Genomic DNA, 16,786 nt, shown 5'->3' with positions numbered 1-16,786 from the left:
TTATTGGAGATTGATAAGTTTTTGCAATGAGCGGTAAGCGTTCCCGCTTTCAAGGCTATCCACGGCAGCATCCCATGCAGCCTCATAGGAGTTGAAATTCCCTGTACAGTTCAATGCCATAGCCGCGTTGGCCAGTACTACAGCATTCTGCGCCCAGGTTCCTTCGCCTTTAATGATACGCTGGAAGATCTTTGCGGCTTCTTCAACCGAGTTGCCGCCGTAAATCGCTTCAGCCTCTACGGTTCTTTTGCCCAGCTGCTGTGGTGTGCAAACACGTTCGCCTTCATTGGTGATCACTTTTGTATCGTTGGTGAGGGAAACTTCATCATAACCGTCGAGCCCGTGAATAATGGTGAACGACCTGCCTGTCTGCTGCAGCATGTAATTGTAGATCCGTGCCATCTCGAGGTTGTATACCCCCACCAGCTGAAAAGAAGGGTTTACAGGGTTCACCATTGGCCCCAGCATGTTGAAGAAAGTACGTACACCCAGGTTCCTGCGCACAGGTGCCACCACTTTCAGGGCCGGGTGAAACAATGGCGCATGAAGGAAACAGATATTCGCTTCAGCAAGTTCTTTTTCCAGTTCTCCGCTGTTACTCTTGAACCTGTAGCCCAGCTGTTCCATTACATTAGACGATCCGCTGATAGAAGATGCACCGTAATTGCCATGCTTGGCTACTTTCTGGCCGGCACCTGCAACAATAAAACAGGATAAAGTGGAGATATTGAATGTATTCTTTCCATCGCCACCCGTACCAACAATATCTATAATGCCTGTTCCGCTGAAAGAAGGCTTCACGGATAATTCCATCAGTGCATCGCTGAATCCCTGCAGCTCTTCAATGGTAATACTGCGCATAAGGTATACCGTTATGAAAGCGGTCAGCTCGTTCTGGTTAAACTGTTCTTCTGATATCTGCAGCAGTACTTCCCGCGCTTTTTCGCGTGATAATGTTTTATGTTCGAAAAGGTATTGTAATATTTTTTTCATTCTGGAGGATTTGTGATGTACGATGCTTAAGCTTTCAGCCAGTTCCTTAATAATTGTTCGCCGCCGGGTGTGAGTACGCTTTCCGGATGGAATTGCACTCCCTGCACATCAAACTGTTTATGCCGGAGCGCCATGATGTGATCTTCAGCATCTCTTGCGGTTACTTCCAGCACATCCGGAAATGCATCGCGGCTTACTACCCAGCTGTGATAACGGCCGGCCTGGATCTCGGCCGGCATACCTGCAAACACACCATTGTCTCTGCCCGGAACTTCCTGCTCTGTAATATATACCGGCGTTGATACGCCATGAAAAACTGAACTGAGATTATGCAGCTGCGCACCGAAAGCTTCGCCGATGGCCTGGTGCCCGAGACAAACGCCCAATATCGATTTGGAAGCAGCATATTCTTTTACCAGCGGCAGTAGTAAGCCTGCTTCTTCCGGTATACCGGGGCCCGGCGACAGGATGATCTTATCATAATCCTTCACTTTCTCAAGCGCTATTTCATCATTGCGGAACACATCCACTTTTGAATGGATTATTTTTTCAACCAGATGTACAAGGTTATAGGTAAAAGAGTCGTAATTATCGAATACCAGGATTTTCATTGTTCTTTTTTTCTGATGATCAGATGTTCTCCGCAAGGATCACAGCTTTTTTCAATGCATTTAATTTATTGTTCACTTCCTGCAGCTCGCTTTCCGGATCGGAAGCAGCCACTACGCCTGCGCCGGCCTGGTATACCAGTGTATTGTTCTTACTCAGGAAAGTCCGTATCATAATAGCGTGATTGCAATTACCATTGAATCCCATGAACCCGATCGCTCCGCCGTAATAACCGCGCGCCGCAGGCTCATAAATACTGATCAGCTGCATGGCTTTTACTTTCGGCGCACCACTTAATGTTCCTGCGGGGAAAGTTGCGGCCAATAATTCAAATGGATTATGGGATCCGGATACCTGGCCGGTCACTTCACTTACCAGGTGGATCACGTGACTGTAATATTGAACCTGTTTGAACTGGCTTACTTTAACATTAGTGCAGATTCTGCTCAGGTCGTTACGCGCAAGGTCTACCAGCATCACATGTTCTGCATTTTCTTTTGCATCGCTCAGCAACAATGTTGCTGCCTGCTGATCGGTTTCATCATTCCCGGTACGTCTGAATGTGCCTGCGATCGGGTGAACAATGGCTTTTCCATTGCTGATCACGAGCTGCGCTTCGGGCGATGAGCCCATCAGTTTATAATCTCCGTAATCGAAATAGAATAAGTATGGTGAAGGGTTCACACTACGCAGGGAACGGTACACATTGAATTCATCGCCTGTAAAGCCCTGTTCAAATCTCCTGCTCAGCACGATCTGGAAAACATCGCCGCGCATGCAGCTGCTGATCCCTTTCCGCACCATTTCGCGGTAGCTTTCGTCAGGCATATTCGTCGTTTCTTCGCCTGTCCTCGCAAAAGGATATACAGGCACATCTTTGCTGCGTATGAGCGACTCTACAAGACCGGCCTCGCTTTCCAGTCCTGCAATACGGTTCTCGCAGATGATCAGCTCATCTTTAAAGTGATTAAAAACGATTACATACTGGTACAAACGATAACGCATCAATGGAATGGCCTGTTTGTCTTCAGTTGCAGCAGGACGGATCTGATCGAAGAACTGAATGGCATCAAAAGCGGTATACCCGAACAATCCCTGTGCAAAAGCGGCTTCTTTGTTTTCGTTTTCTTTTACTTCAAAGCGCTGCATAAATTCCCAGAGCTGATCCGCTACCGCCGTTTTACCCGGCACCGGTTTTTGCGGTTCCTGTCCGGGCAGTTTGAGTTCTGCATCTCCGGAAGCATTGATCTCCATACCAGCAATGGCATTGATGGCAATAAACGAGTAGCTGTTCTCTGCCACGTGGTGATCCGTGCTCTCCAGCAGGATGGTATCCCTGAACCTGTCGCGGATCCGGAGGTAAATACCCACCGGCGTGTATACATCCGCCAGCATTTTTTTGCATCCCGTTTCAATTACAATCCTTTTCATATCCTTGCTTGTTTTGCCTTATTTGCAACAAAAAACCCCGACATTTCTTGTCGGGGTTCTTGAATATCAATTCAATAAAGTATTGGCAATACCATTACAATCCCCGATCGGAGTTTGAATGCCACCACCAGTATTTATTAATAGTCTGAATCATTGCAAGTGCAAGGTACGTAACCTTATCCTTTCCCTGCAAATTTTTTTTCGGAGAAAAATTCCCGCGTTAACTTCAATACATAACCAGACCTATGCGAAACCTGTTTTTTCTCCTGTTATTTCTTGCCAATAATGCTGCAGCCCGGCAGGACACGGCCCTGCTCCTGAAGCCCGATCAGGTATTTGATGGTGAACAGCTTTACAAAAACTGGGTTGTTCTTGTAAGCAACAACAAAATACTCGCGGCAGGCGACATAGGCAGCATTATGTTCAAAGGGATTACCAGGACTATTGAAATGAAAGGTCAAACCCTTTTGCCCGGTTTGATAGAAGGCCATTCGCATTTATTCCTGCATCCTTATAATGAGACCAAATGGGATGAACAGGTGCTGAACGAACAACGTGCAGAAAGAACCGCCAGAGCCGTCAACCATGCAAAAGCAACCCTGTTGGCAGGATTCACCACCGTCAGAGACCTGGGCACGGAAGGCGCAGATTATGATGATGCGGGCCTGAAAGCCGCCATTGAAAAAGGCATCATTCCCGGCCCGCGCATGATCATTGCTACCCGTGCCATTGTAGCAACCGGCAGCTATGGCCCTAAACTCAAAAACACCGATGATGTTGTGATCCGGGGCGCGGCTGAAGCCGATGGCATAGATGCACTGATCCGCGAAACCCGTACACAGATCGGTAATGGGGCCGACCTCGTAAAAGTATATGCGGATTACCGCTGGGGACTGAACAAAACAGCGCAACCCACTTTCACTCTCGATGAGCTTAAAACAGTTGTTGCGGTTGCCGCTTCTGCCGGCAGGAAAGTAGTGGCACATGCTTCTACCGCGGAAGGAATGACCCGGGCCATACTTGCCGGCATCAGCACCATTGAACACGGCGACAAAGGCACACGCGAAGTATTTGCCCTCATGGCCAGAAACCATGTAGCGTATTGCCCCACCATCAGCGCCAGTGAAGCCACAAGTGAATACGACGGCTGGAAAAAAGGTACTTTACCCGAACCTGAAAAAGTGGCCAACAAAAGAAAAGCTTTTTCCCTCGCATTGCAGGAACATGTAACCATCTGTTTCGGCGGCGATGTTGGTGTTTTTGCGCATGGAGACAATGCAAGGGAAATGGAAAACATGGTAGCTTATGGCATGGCTCCGCTGGAAGTACTTAAAAGCGCCACTTCCGTGAATGCGGATGTGTTCGGGTATGGCGACGGTATCGGAAGAATCAAAGCCGGTCTGCTGGCAGATCTTGTTGCAGTCACAGGCAACCCTGTTGAAAATATTTCCAATATCCGCCAGACAACCTTTGTGATGAAAAATGGCATTATTTATGTAAATAAGATCAATAATCCTATCCCATGAAAAAACTTGTGTTTTTCGCCTGTATCCTTTGCCTCTGCACCTCGTTCCGCTACAAGGCCGATGATTCCATTGTAGGCACATGGATCAACAGCAAAGGCCAGGTACATCTGCAGATCTACAAACAGGACAATAAATATTACGGCAAGATCATCTGGCTCCAATCGCCCAATCAACCGAACGGCATGCCGAAAGTGGACAAGAACAATCCCGACCACAGCCTTCGTACGCAACCGATCATAGGCCTGGTTATTCTCCGGGATTTCACTTACCGCGACGAAGAGTGGACCAGTGGCCGTATTTATGATCCGGAAAGCGGGAAAGTGTACAGGGGCATCATGAAAATGCCCGATGACGCCACACTGAATATGCGGGGTTATATAGGTATTTCCCTGCTGGGCCGTACGGAAACCTGGAAACGGGTAACCAAATAACTTTCTGCAGCTATTGCACGATCCTTATGGTTTGATTAGCTTTAACGAGGCGCCGCTTTCCCATTCCGGCCTGCTTACCTAAATCAAACCGTCATGAAAGCCATTCTTGCGTTTTCCGCAATCCTGTTCATTTGCTGTACATGGTCCTGTAAGCAGTCAGATCCGGACAAAGAATATTTTGCCGTTACTGATTCCGGCGTACAGACCGGCGGTATTAAAATGATCAGTATCGAAACACCAAAAGGCCCGATGAAAGTATGGACCAAACGTATCGGGAATAATCCAAAAATAAAATTACTGTTACTTAATGGCGGTCCCGGCGCTACGCATGAATATTTTGAATGCATGGAAAATTTCCTTCCTGCAGAAGGTATTGAATTCATTTATTACGATCAGCTGGGTACCGGTAATTCCGATAACCCGAACGACACTTCTTTCTGGAGTCTGCCACGCTACGTGGAAGAAGTGGAACAGGTAAGAATAGCACTGAACCTCACAAAAGATAATTTTTTCCTGCTGGGACATTCCTGGGGCGGTTTGCTGGCGATGGAGTATGCTTTGAAATATCAGCAGAACCTCAAAGGACTGATCATTTCGAATATGATGTCCAGCTGCCCGGATTATGGCAAATACGCCAACGAAGTACTGGCTAAACAAATGGATCCGAAAGTACTTGACACCATCCGCAAAATTGAATCCGCAGGCGATTTCCAGAATCCGAGGTATATGGAATTACTGTTACCTAACTTCTACGTGAAACATATCTGCCGCATCCCGCTTGATCAATGGCCGGAGCCTGTGAACCGTTCTTTTTCCAAAATGAACCAGTCGCTGTATGTGACCATGCAGGGACCAAGTGAATTCGGCGTTGCGGGCAAACTTGTTAACTGGGACCGTAAAAAAGACCTCCCGAAAATAGCCGTTCCCACATTAACCATCGGCGGGCGTTACGATACGATGGATCCTGCCCATATGGAATGGATGGCCGGCCAGGTACAGCATGGAACCTACCTGAATTGTCCTTCGGGAAGTCATATGTCGATGTATGATGACCAGCAGGTATATATGAAGGGGTTGATCAGTTTCATGAAGAATACAGCCGGGAAATAAACCAGCGCAACGTTTCCGGCATGCCTGGTGTCACTGCGGAAAGCCTGCTTTATTATGAACAGAATAATTACCTGCTGCCTGTTGGCTGTTACACTGGTTGCGTGCAGCAAAGAAGAACCGCAGATAACGCTTAACGGCAGATTTACGGAAGAAGTTCCTGTAAAAGGCCGTTCTCAGCTAACATTTACGAGTCAGTATCTTGTCAAGAGCGAACCGGGAAGCAATTACACGGATACGTTTAACTATCAGATCATGCCGGGCAAAATCGTACTCCGGCACTGGAATTATGCCACTTCATCAGCGTTTGAATTTGAGTATATCGACGATAATTCTTTTCGCATAATTAATCTGTATCCGTCTATTCCTGAAAGTCCGAAAGTGATGATGCTGTATAAAAAATGAGCGGAATATCAATTAACATTCCGCTCATTTTCAGTTTTTAGGATTACAATACACCTTTTGTAGACGGAAGATGATTACTGAACGGATCACGCTTCACTGCCATCCGGATGGCTTTTGCAAAAGCTTTGAAGATGGATTCGATCTTATGATGTTCGTTATCGCCACGGCATTCGATATTGAGATTACAGCGAGCTCCATCACTGAATGACTTGAAGAAATGGAAAAACATTTCCGTAGGCATCTCACCGATCTTCTCTCTTTTAAACTCAGCATCCCATACGATCCAGCTGCGTCCGCCAAAATCGATCAGCACTTTGGCTTCGGCCTCATCCATCGGCAATGCGAAGCCGTATCTTTCCATTCCTCTTTTATCGGCAAGCGCCATAGCAAATGCCTCGCCCAATGCGATGCCTGTATCTTCGATGCTATGATGCTCGTCTACATGCAGGTCTCCGCTGGTTTTAACAGCAAGGTCTATTTTCCCGTGCCTTGCGATCTGATCCAGCATATGATCAAAAAAACCAAGGCCGGTATCGATCTCAGCTTTACCATTGCCATCGATATTCAACTCTATCGCGATCTTTGTTTCATTGGTTGTGCGTGTATGTGACACTTTGCGCATACCCAGTTTGAGAAAAGCATATACATCTTCCCATTGATCGGTTTCCAGCGCTATCGTTTCACGTAGTGTTGCTTCCTGTTCTTCAGAAAAACTATGCAGGCCCGAACGGAAATAGATTGCTTTGCAGCCAAGGTTTTTTGCCAGTTGTATATCGCTCCAGCGATCGCCGATCACAAATGAGCTGGCGATATCATACCCGTCGTTATTGATGAAATGCTGCAGCAAGGCCGTGCCCGGTTTACGTGTGGGCTGATTCTCGTGCGCGAATGTGCGGTCTATGATCATTTCATCAAACACAAATCCTTCACCGGCCAATGTACGTACCATCAGGTCGTGATAAGGATGAAAATCGAATTCGGGGTAAGCGTCCGTTCCCAATCCGTCCTGGTTGGTCACCATCACTTTATAATAATCAAAATCCTTCGCGATGCGCGATAATGCAGTGATGGCGCCGGGAACAAACGTCATTTTTTCAATGGCATCCACCTGGAAATCGGTTGGCGGCTCCTGCAGCACTACCCCGTCCCTGTCTATAAATAACACTCTTTTCATCTTCCTTATTTTTTCGTCCTTACTGCTTTCACTTCGGCAACAGTTACCGCTGAGCTTTTATTGCTCCAGCCCGTTCTTACATAAGTAAGCACATCTGCAATCTCTGCATCTGTGAGGTCTTTGTTGCCGGGCATATTATTGCTGTAAAACTCACCGTCTATTTCTACGCGATCAGTCATGCCGTTCAGTACAATTTTAATGAGTTTTGCTTTGTCTTTTCCTGTCACTGCACTAGCACCATCCAAGGGGGCATTCAGATGCGGAACACCACCGCCGTCGGCCTGGTGACAGGCCATACAACGTTTTACGTACACCTGTTTTCCCCGCTCTGCAGATGCTTTTACCGCTACCGGTTGCTGAACCGGTTCGGCCCTGAAAGCAGTCATCAACATGATGATCGCTGCTCCTGCGCCAAAGAACAGTTTCTTTTTATTTGCCATTGTAGATAATTCTGTAAATAGTTCCTTTGACATCGTCGGTTACATACAAAGAGCCGTCTGGCCCCTGTGCCAGTCCGCAAGGCCTGTGTTGCGCCTGGCGTGTGCTGTTTACGGTTTCCACACCGGCAAAACCATTGGCAAACACTTCCCATTTGCCTGTTGGTTTGCCATTTTCATAAGGCACGAATACCACATAATAGCCTTCCTGTGGTAAAGGCGAACGATTCCATGAGCCATGGAATGCGATGAACGCACCATTTTTATATTTTGAAGGGAACTGATTGCCGGTATAGAAGAGCAGTCCGTTCGGTGCCAGGTGACCGGGGAATGCCATCGTTGGATTGATCGCTTTGCTGCCGCCTTCTTTTTTACCGTCGCCACCATATTCCGGTGCCAGTATTTTCTTTTGCTGAAGCTGATCGTAGTAGATATAGGGCCAGCCTGCATCGTCGTTCTGTTTTAACGCATAAAGACATTCGGCCGGCAATTCAGCGCTCTGTTTTTCTGTGAACATATCCGGATACAGGTAACTCAGCTGATCTCGCCCATGCTGCATGACGAAAAGCTGATCCAGTTGCTGGTTCCAGTCGAGCCCAACCACATTACGTAAACCGGTTGCGTATCTTACTCCCTGTGCATAACCCTGGTTAAGTTTATCGGCCCTGAACTGCCATATACCGCCGGCTGAATCGAGGATCGGGCAAGGCATTTGTCCTTTGGAACCGATGGTACGATCTACTTCCTGGCAGGCATTCGAATAAGCACCGATATTCACATAAATATTTCCTTTATTATCCAGTGCGATGGACTTGGATTCATGCATCCCGCGGTTGATCAGACCTGTGATGATCTTTTCCGGCTGATCCGGATTGATCACTTCGCCTTTATCGTTTAGTTTATACCGGTAAACATCGGCATCGGAAGAGGCATACAGGTAATTGTCTTTGATCACGATGCCCGTGCCGCCATAATTCCCGAATCCTGTATTTTCTTCAGTTTTTCCATCGCCATCCTTATCGCGCAGGCGAACGATCCCGGCACCTTTATTTACACGCATCAGTTTTAGATAAATATCGCCCTGGGCAGTTACTGCAATATGCCTTGCCCGGCCGGTATTCTCTGCCACTTTCAATGCACCGAAACCTGCGGGAAGTGTAAGCCCCGCATTGTCCGCATCGGGTTTGATCTCACGTACTGCGTTCTTCAACGAGTCCGAAGCGCAGGCGTTCAGCGAGGTGGCGGCATTTAAAGCAATAGCCAGCGAAAGGATCTGCCATCTGTTTTTCATATGATGATTTTAATTTGATCCTGAAATTACAACTCAAAACCGGAAAGCGGCACATTGTTTACCGATTAAACCAGTCGCTCATCGCGTCAATCAGCAAAGTGTTTTCTTTTTCCGTTCCCACCGTGATCCGCAGGCAGTCTTCGCAAAGCTTTACATTGCTCCTGTCGCGCAGCACGATCCCTTTTGTAAGCAGGAAATTATAAACCTCGTGGGCATCCCTGATCTTCACCAGGATAAAATTGGCATCTGACGGATATACTTTTTCTACCGTTGGCATGCTTTCAAAAACCCCGGCGAGTGCATCGCGCATATCTACAAGAATGCGGATCATATCATTTACCTGGCCTACTTCTTCCAGCGCGGTCAATACCAGTTCCTGCGTGGCCTGGTTGATATTATACGGCGGCTTTACTTTATTGAGTATTGAAACGATCTCTGCCGATGCAAAAGCCATCCCGAAACGGAGACCTGCGAGTCCCCAGGCTTTGCTCAACGTCTGTAATACTACAAGATTCGGATATTCCCCAAGCTCCTGCAGGAAAGAACGCTGACGGGCAAAATTGATATAAGCTTCATCAACCACCACAATACCATTGAAATTATTCAGCACCGATTCGATATCGGCACGGTTCAGCGAATTGCCAGTCGGGTTATTGGGCGAACAAAGCCAGATGAGTTTTGTATTTGCATCAACCAGTTGCTCAAGGTGGATCATATTCAGCTGGAAATCATCGAGCAACGGTGCTTTACGTATTTCCACGTCGTTGATACTGGCACTCACTTCATACATGCCGTAAGTGGGCGGGCAAATGATCACATTATCCTTTCCCGGCTCGCAGAAACAGCGGAAAAGCAGGTCGATACATTCATCGCTGCCATTACCGATAAAGATCTGTTCGGCTGCAATAGCTTTGATGGCTGCAAGTTTTTGTTTCAATGCCTGCTGGTGCGGATCGGGGTATCGGTTATACCATTTCAGCAAAGGCGAACCAAGGCTGTTCTCATTGGCATCTAGAAAAACCTTTGCTTCACCGCTGAACTCATCCCTTGCAGATGAATACGGTGTAAGATTCCTGATATTATTCCTGGTGAGGTCGTATGGATTGAACATACTGTTATGATTAACTGTTAATTTATTTTTCTGAGACGAATACTTACTGCTTTCTTATGTGCCTGCAACCCTTCTGCTTCTGCCATTTGTTCTACTGTATTACCGATGGCCCGGAGTCCTTCACGGGTCAGCTTCTGATAAGTTATCTTTTTCACAAATGCATCCACACTTACGCCGCTGTATGCTTTTGCGAAACCGTTGGTTGGAAGCGTGTGATTGGTACCGCTTGCATAATCGCCTGCGCTTTCAGGAGAATAATTACCAAGAAATACGGAGCCGGCATTGATCACCTGCACAGCAAGTGCTTCATCATCTTTGCACGAAATGATCAGGTGTTCGGCTGCATATTCATTTACAAGGTTCATTGCTTCTTCATACGATGTGGCAATCACGGCTTTGCTGTTTTCCAATGCGCGTGCCGCGATCTCTTTCCTCGGGAGGTCTGCAAGCTGCTCTTCCAATGCCTGCTGTACTTTTTCAACAAGCGTTTTGCTGACACTTACCAGTAATACCTGGCTGTCGGCTCCGTGTTCTGCCTGGCTCAGCAGATCAGCAGCAACGAATTCCGCATCGGCGGTATCATCGGCCAGAATGCAGACTTCACTCGGACCGGCCGGCATGTCGATAGCGATCCCCTGCTGCTGCACCAGCTGTTTGGCGCAGGTTACATACTGGTTACCGGGGCCGAAGATCTTGTACACCTGCGGAACTGTTTCCGTACCAAAGGCCATCGCCGCAATTGCCTGCACTCCGCCAACCGCAAACACTTTTGTGATACCCGTGAGCTGTGCAGCGTAAAGGATCGCAGGATTCAGCCTACCATCTTTTCCCGGAGGTGAACACAATACCACTTCCTTACACCCGGCAATAGCTGCCGGAATCCCCAGCATCAGTATCGTAGAAAACAAAGGGGCAGAGCCGCCCGGGATATAAAGACCCACTTTTTCGATGCCTACACTTTTACGCCAGCATTTTACACCCGGCATTGTTTCTATTGCTTCTTCCCTGGTCACCTGCTGTTCGTGAAACGAGCGGATATTGGCTGCCGCCTGCCCTATCGCTTTTTTAAGTTCGGGCGACAATTCATCCGCGGCAGCTTCAATAACATCCTGCGGCACGCGGAAATCTTCCAGTTCCACCTTATCGAACTCACGTGTAAATTTCCGGATGGCAGCATCGCCGTCCTGCCGCACTGCATTGAGTACCGGCTGCACCAGGTTATATAACTGTGTTGTATCAATTACCGGCCTCTGGATGATCTCCTGCCTGTTCGCTTCCGATAAAACATTCACCACTTTCATGTTTGCTGTTTGTATTTAAACGATCATTTTTTCAATCGGTACTACCAGTATTCCCTGGGCACCCGCCGCTTTCAGCTGTTCAATGATATCCCAGAACTGGTTTTCATTAAGTACACTGTGTACACTGCTCCAGCCAGGTTCTGCCAATGGCAGTACCGTAGGACTTTTCATTCCCGGCAGCAGACCAATGATCTCTTCCAGTTTTTCATTCGGTGCATTCAGCAATATATATTTATTGTTGCGGGCTTTTTTTACAGACTGGATCCTGAACAGCAAACGTTCGAGCAGCTTCATTTTCTCAGGCTGCAGTTCATTGTTGCGGATCAGTACCGCCTGCGACTGCAGAATGGTTTCCACTTCTTTCAGGCCATTCATAAAAAGTGTTGAGCCGCTGCTTACGAGATCGCAGATCGCATCTGCAAGACCAATTCCCGGCGCTATTTCCACGCTGCCGCTGATCTCGTGGATCTCAGCTTCCACACCATTTTTATCCAGGAAGGATTTTACCAGCACCGGGTAACTGGTAGCTATCTTTTTCCCTTGCAGGAAAGCCGTTCCCGTATATTCTTCATTACGTGCAACGGCAATACTGAGCCTGCATTTCCCGAAACCGAGTTTTTCAACAATGGTATTCTTTTTTGCTTTTTCGAACACGACGTTCTCGCCTACAAAACCGATATCGGCAACATTGTCTTCCACGTATTGCGGAATATCATCATCTCTGAGGAAATAAAGCTCCAGCGGAAAATTGGTTGCCTCGGCTTTCAGCTTGTTGACACCATTACTGATATCAATACCGCATTCTTTCAGTAACCGCATGGAATCATCGTGTAAACGACCGCTTTTTTGAATAGCCAACTTGAGCATAAACTGTAATTAATATGATTAAATGCCGCATGCAACATCAAACAATAAAAAAAGGCCCACCTTCCGGTAAGCCTTTAATGTTTTATTAATGTCAGCACAAAACACCGTCAGCCTACCTGTTCGGTAAGTAATGATGATGGTGGATATGTGCGAATTGTTGCATACTTGAAGCACAAAAGTAAGTCATCAGCTCATACGGACAAACTTTTTTCTTACCCGTTTATCACACTATTTGAACGATAACATTATTTTATAATTATCTTCCCCTATCTAAAAACTGCTCATGAGATATTTAATCTTCATCCTGGCTTTCTTGTCTGCATTCTCGCAGGCATTGCCCGCACAGCAGCGAAAACTGGTCTGGAGCGACGAATTCAACACCAACGGCCTCCCCGATCCTGCCAAATGGAGCTATGATACCGGCGGCCATGGCTGGGGAAACCACGAACTCCAGTTTTACACTTACCGCGAAAAGAAAAATGCCCGTATAGAGAATGGCGTATTGATCATTGAAGCTTTAAAAGAGCAGAAAAACAATAACGCTTATACGTCTGCCAGGCTGGTTACAAAAGGCAAGGGCGACTGGACTTATGGCCGGATCGATGTAAAAGCGCGACTGCCGCGCGGCAAAGGCAGCTGGCCCGCCATCTGGATGCTGGCAAGCGTTCCCAAACTGAAGTGGCCCGATGACGGTGAGATAGATATCATGGAGCATGTGGGCTATAACCCTGGAACCGTACATGCATCGGTACACTGCAAAAAGTATTACCACAAGATCGGCACGCAGAAAACCGCTACGATACCCGTTCCGGATTTCAGTGACAGCTTTCATGTTTATTCGCTGGAATGGGATTCGGAAAAGATCACGATGCTGATCGATAATAAACCTTATTTCAGTTTTCAGAATGAACATACAGGTAATGAAGCCTGGCCCTTCGACAAGCCTTTTCACCTCTTGCTGAACCTGGCCGTTGGTGGCGACTGGGGCGGACAGAAAGGCATTGACGAAACCGCATTCCCTCAAAAAATGGAAATCGATTACGTAAGAGTTTATCAATAATAAAACCCCAACTAAAAACCAACAACATGAAAAGAATGTTTCTCAGTGGGTTACTGTTCTTCAGCATGCTGGGCAGTTATGCGCAGGACGCTGTTAGTTACCAGTCGCCGCCAAAAGAAATCGCAGACCTGCTGCTTGCCAGGCCAACTCCCGGCGTGAACATCGACAGTAAGGCAGAATGGATGCTGCTGATCGAACGCAACAGTTATCCTACGGTGGAAGAACTGGGTCAGCCTGAACTTCGTATTGCGGGTATGCGCCTGAATCCAAACAATTACTCGCCCAGCAGGCAGACTTATATCAACAATTTCGTTTTAAAGAATATCAAGACCAATAAAGAAATGAAGATCACCGGTCTTCCGGCCAATATGCTGGCGGGAGGAGTAAGCTGGAGCCCTTCAGAAAGCAAAATTGCTTTTACCAATACAACCGGAACCAGGGTAGACCTGTATGTGATCGATGTAGCTACGCAAAAAGTAACAAAGATCAATAAGCAGCCGCTGAATACAGTGCTGGGCAATGCTTATACATGGGTAGACGATAACACCATTCTGTACAAAGCCACTACACAGCCGGCAACCAATGCACCTAAACGTCCGATCACACCGAAAGGACCAACTGTGCAGCAGAACCTGGGTAAAGCGGCGCCAAGCGCAACTTTCCAGGATCTGATCAAATCGCCGTACGACGAGCAGTTGTTCGAATTCTATGCCACTTCACAGCTGGTACAGAATAAGAATGGTGTAGAGACCAATATCGGCAAAGCCGGTCTGCTGTCATCATTCAGCCTCTCGCCAGATAAAAAATATATGATGATGCGTACCACACGCAAACCGTTTTCTTACCTCGTAACTGCAGGTGGTTTCCCGTCTACCGTAACCATCAACGATCTCAGCGGTAAACTGGTGAAGGTACTGGCAGAATTACCCTCCAGCGAGGGAACGCCTTCCGGTTATGACAACACACAAAATGTACCACGCGGATTCGACTGGCGCGATGACGAGCCAGCAACCATTACCTGGGCACATCCGCTGGACAGCGGTCTGATCAGGAAGAATGTGGAGTTCCATGATGCCGTTTATGCCCTCAGTGCACCATTCACCGGAGAAGCGAAAGAACTGTTCAAAACAAAATTCCGTTATGGCGGTACAACATGGGGCAATGCAACACTTGCGCTGGTGCAGGAGAATTCACGCACCAAACAGATGAGCCGCACCAGCCGTTACAATAGCACTACCAACAGCCTGGAAACCCTGTATGAGCGCAACCAGACAGATGCCTACAGCAACCCGGGATCTCCTGTAAGCACCAAAAACAAATTCGGCAGAAACGTGATCCTCACAACGGATAACGGCACCAAAATGCTGATGAACAATACAACCGGTTCTTCACCAAAAGGAGATCTTCCATTCCTCGCCAAGTTTGACCTGAACACTAAAAAAAGCGAGATTTTATGGCGTTGTCCTGAAGGTACTTTTGAAATGGTGACCGATGTACTCGATCCTGAAAAGCTTGTACTGCTTACCCGCAGGGAATCACAGAAAGACGTGCCTAACTATTATATCAAAAACCTGGTATTGCGCGTAGCTGATCAGCCGATCACATCTTTCGCCAATCCTTACCCGCAAATGGAAGGCGTAACCAAAGAAAAGATCAAATACAAAAGAGCAGATGGCGTAGACCTTACCGGTGATCTTTACCTGCCAAAAGGTTATAACAAGGATAAAGACGGACCATTACCTGTACTGATCTGGGCTTACCCACGTGAGTTCAACAGCGCTGCAGATGCCGCACAGGTTCGCGGAAGCCAGTCTCGCTTTACTACAATTGCAGCCGGATCACCCATTTTCTATGTAACGCAGGGTTATGCGGTGCTCGATAATGCAGAAATGCCGATCGTAGCGAGCAGCCCGGATAAAAAGCCGAACGACAATTTTGTTGAGCAGCTGAAACTGAACGCACAGGCGGCTATCAACAAACTTTCAGAAATGGGCGTGGGCGATAAAAACCGCGTAGGTGTAGGCGGCCATAGTTATGGCGCATTCATGACGGCAAACCTGCTTGCGCACACCAACCTGTTCAAAGCAGGTATTGCACGCAGTGGTGCTTACAACCGTACACTCACGCCATTCGGTTTCCAGAATGAAGACCGTACTTACTGGCAGGCACAGCAACTCTACACAGAAATGAGCCCGTTCACTTATGCAGACAGGATCAAAACACCGATCCTGCTGATCCATGGAGACAGCGATGACAATACCGGCACCTACCCGATCAACAGCGAACGCCTTTTCGCAGCGATCAAAGGGCACGGCGGAACCGTACGCTTCGTATTCCTTCCTTATGAAGCACATGGCTACAGGGGTAAGGAAAACCTGCTGCATGTATTGTGGGAGCAATACCAGTGGCTGGAAAAATATGTGAAGAATGCCAAATAGTCTGATGAACATCATCTTCTGACCTGATAAGGAGTTGCTGGCGCAACTCCTTATTTTTTTACCTTTATACGTAAATATTTTTTATGAAAACGAACATCGGAATAACAGAGAAAAACCTGCAGGCATCGGCTTTAAGACTTAACCAGCTCCTTGCGGATGAATACGTGCTCTACACCAAAGTGCGCAACTATCACTGGAATGTGGAGGGAAGTAATTTCATGGAAATGCATAAGTTCTATGAAGACATGTACAGCGGTATCGATGAACTCATCGACGAGATAGCAGAACGCGTACGCATGCTGGGACATTATTCGGAAGGCAGGCTGAAAGATTTCCTGAAATTAACCGCGCTTTCTGAAGAGGAATACACCAATAACCAGAAAAAACAATTACAGAACCTGTTGTCGGATCATGAAACACTGGTGCGTAACCTCAGGAATGACATCAACACTTTCAGCGACAAATACAAGGACCTCGGCAATGCAGATTTTCTCACCGGACTGATGGAAAAGCATGAGAAATGGGCCTGGTTTGTCAGGAGTTACCTGAAGTAATCATGCATAACCGGACAATATGCGTATCAAAAGCGGACAGTACATTTACCT

General features: G+C 47.3%; 16 protein-coding genes. 7 read left to right on the top strand and 9 right to left on the bottom strand.

The annotated features are described in order from the left end of the window. The 3 genes from trpD to B5D42_RS04380 are packed head-to-tail and all read right to left on the bottom strand — an operon-like array spanning nt 1 to nt 3,033. Nucleotides 1-993: an anthranilate phosphoribosyltransferase gene (gene trpD / locus B5D42_RS04390; RefSeq protein WP_078830227.1), complete on the bottom strand. Its 993-nt coding sequence runs from the start codon at nt 991-993 to the stop codon at nt 1-3. A 26-nt stretch (nt 994-1,019) separates the two neighbouring features. Further along, nucleotides 1,020-1,604: an anthranilate synthase component II gene (locus B5D42_RS04385; RefSeq protein WP_078830226.1), complete on the bottom strand. Its 585-nt coding sequence runs from the start codon at nt 1,602-1,604 to the stop codon at nt 1,020-1,022. 19 nt (nt 1,605-1,623) lie between these two features. After that, a complete protein-coding gene (locus B5D42_RS04380) occupies nt 1,624-3,033 on the bottom strand; it encodes an anthranilate synthase component I family protein (RefSeq protein ID WP_078830225.1) in 1,410 nt (469 codons plus the stop codon). A gap of 245 nt (nt 3,034-3,278) precedes the next feature. Here B5D42_RS04380 and B5D42_RS04375 point away from each other — a divergent pair, with 245 nt between their 5' ends. From B5D42_RS04375 to B5D42_RS04360, 4 genes are all read left to right on the top strand, one after another. Next, a complete protein-coding gene (locus B5D42_RS04375; protein WP_078830224.1) occupies nt 3,279-4,559 on the top strand; it encodes a metal-dependent hydrolase family protein in 1,281 nt (426 codons plus the stop codon). After that, entirely contained in the window at nt 4,556-4,990 is a 435-nt protein-coding gene (locus B5D42_RS04370) for a DUF2147 domain-containing protein (protein WP_078830223.1), read from the top strand. The genes B5D42_RS04375 and B5D42_RS04370 overlap by 4 nt, the downstream gene beginning before the upstream one ends. 93 nt (nt 4,991-5,083) lie before the next feature. Further along, nucleotides 5,084-6,100 carry a proline iminopeptidase-family hydrolase gene (locus B5D42_RS04365; RefSeq protein WP_078830222.1) on the top strand — a complete coding sequence of 339 codons (1,017 nt, stop codon included), beginning with the start codon at nt 5,084-5,086 and terminating at the stop codon, nt 6,098-6,100. A 54-nt stretch (nt 6,101-6,154) separates the two neighbouring features. Further along, a complete protein-coding gene (locus B5D42_RS04360; RefSeq protein ID WP_078830221.1) occupies nt 6,155-6,502 on the top strand; it encodes a hypothetical protein in 348 nt (115 codons plus the stop codon). Nucleotides 6,503-6,545: 43 nt separating this feature from the next. Here the strand turns inward: B5D42_RS04360 and hisB are convergent, their stop codons facing one another. Genes hisB through hisG form a run of 6 tightly spaced genes read right to left on the bottom strand, consistent with a single transcriptional unit; the run spans nt 6,546 to nt 12,683 of the window. Then, nucleotides 6,546-7,676 (bottom strand): bifunctional histidinol-phosphatase/imidazoleglycerol-phosphate dehydratase HisB, encoded by a 1,131-nt coding sequence (hisB, locus tag B5D42_RS04355; protein WP_078830220.1) that lies wholly within the window; start codon nt 7,674-7,676, stop codon nt 6,546-6,548. Between the two features lie 5 nt (nt 7,677-7,681). Beyond that, nucleotides 7,682-8,116 carry a c-type cytochrome gene (locus tag B5D42_RS04350; RefSeq protein WP_078830219.1) on the bottom strand — a complete coding sequence of 145 codons (435 nt, stop codon included), beginning with the start codon at nt 8,114-8,116 and terminating at the stop codon, nt 7,682-7,684. Then, nucleotides 8,106-9,404: a PQQ-dependent sugar dehydrogenase gene (locus B5D42_RS04345; protein ID WP_078830218.1), complete on the bottom strand. Its 1,299-nt coding sequence runs from the start codon at nt 9,402-9,404 to the stop codon at nt 8,106-8,108. The genes B5D42_RS04350 and B5D42_RS04345 overlap by 11 nt, the downstream gene beginning before the upstream one ends. A gap of 58 nt (nt 9,405-9,462) precedes the next feature. Next, the gene (gene hisC / locus B5D42_RS04340) at nt 9,463-10,515 is read right to left on the bottom strand and encodes a histidinol-phosphate transaminase (protein ID WP_078830217.1); all 1,053 of its coding nucleotides are present in this window, start codon (nt 10,513-10,515) and stop codon (nt 9,463-9,465) included. Between the two features lie 17 nt (nt 10,516-10,532). Further along, nucleotides 10,533-11,816 (bottom strand): histidinol dehydrogenase, encoded by a 1,284-nt coding sequence (hisD, locus tag B5D42_RS04335; protein WP_139366982.1) that lies wholly within the window; start codon nt 11,814-11,816, stop codon nt 10,533-10,535. A 15-nt stretch (nt 11,817-11,831) separates the two neighbouring features. After that, a complete protein-coding gene (gene hisG / locus B5D42_RS04330) occupies nt 11,832-12,683 on the bottom strand; it encodes an ATP phosphoribosyltransferase (RefSeq protein ID WP_078830216.1) in 852 nt (283 codons plus the stop codon). 283 nt (nt 12,684-12,966) lie between these two features. On the opposite strand from hisG, the gene B5D42_RS04325 reads away from it, so the two are divergent. The 3 genes from B5D42_RS04325 to B5D42_RS04315 all read left to right on the top strand — a co-directional run bounded on the left by B5D42_RS04325 (nt 12,967) and on the right by B5D42_RS04315 (nt 16,735). After that, on the top strand, nt 12,967-13,743 hold the full coding sequence (locus tag B5D42_RS04325; RefSeq protein WP_078830215.1) for a glycoside hydrolase family 16 protein: 777 nt from the start codon (nt 12,967-12,969) through the stop codon (nt 13,741-13,743). A gap of 26 nt (nt 13,744-13,769) precedes the next feature. Beyond that, a complete protein-coding gene (locus tag B5D42_RS04320; protein WP_139366981.1) occupies nt 13,770-16,181 on the top strand; it encodes a prolyl oligopeptidase family serine peptidase in 2,412 nt (803 codons plus the stop codon). Between the two features lie 83 nt (nt 16,182-16,264). Next, nucleotides 16,265-16,735: a Dps family protein gene (locus tag B5D42_RS04315; RefSeq protein WP_078830213.1), complete on the top strand. Its 471-nt coding sequence runs from the start codon at nt 16,265-16,267 to the stop codon at nt 16,733-16,735. The last annotated feature ends 51 nt before the right edge of the window (nt 16,736-16,786 follow it).

It is taken from the genome of Sediminibacterium ginsengisoli (assembly GCF_900167075.1).
Taxonomy (GTDB): domain Bacteria; phylum Bacteroidota; class Bacteroidia; order Chitinophagales; family Chitinophagaceae; genus Sediminibacterium; species Sediminibacterium ginsengisoli.
This window is presented reverse-complemented; position numbering and strand designations above follow the sequence as displayed.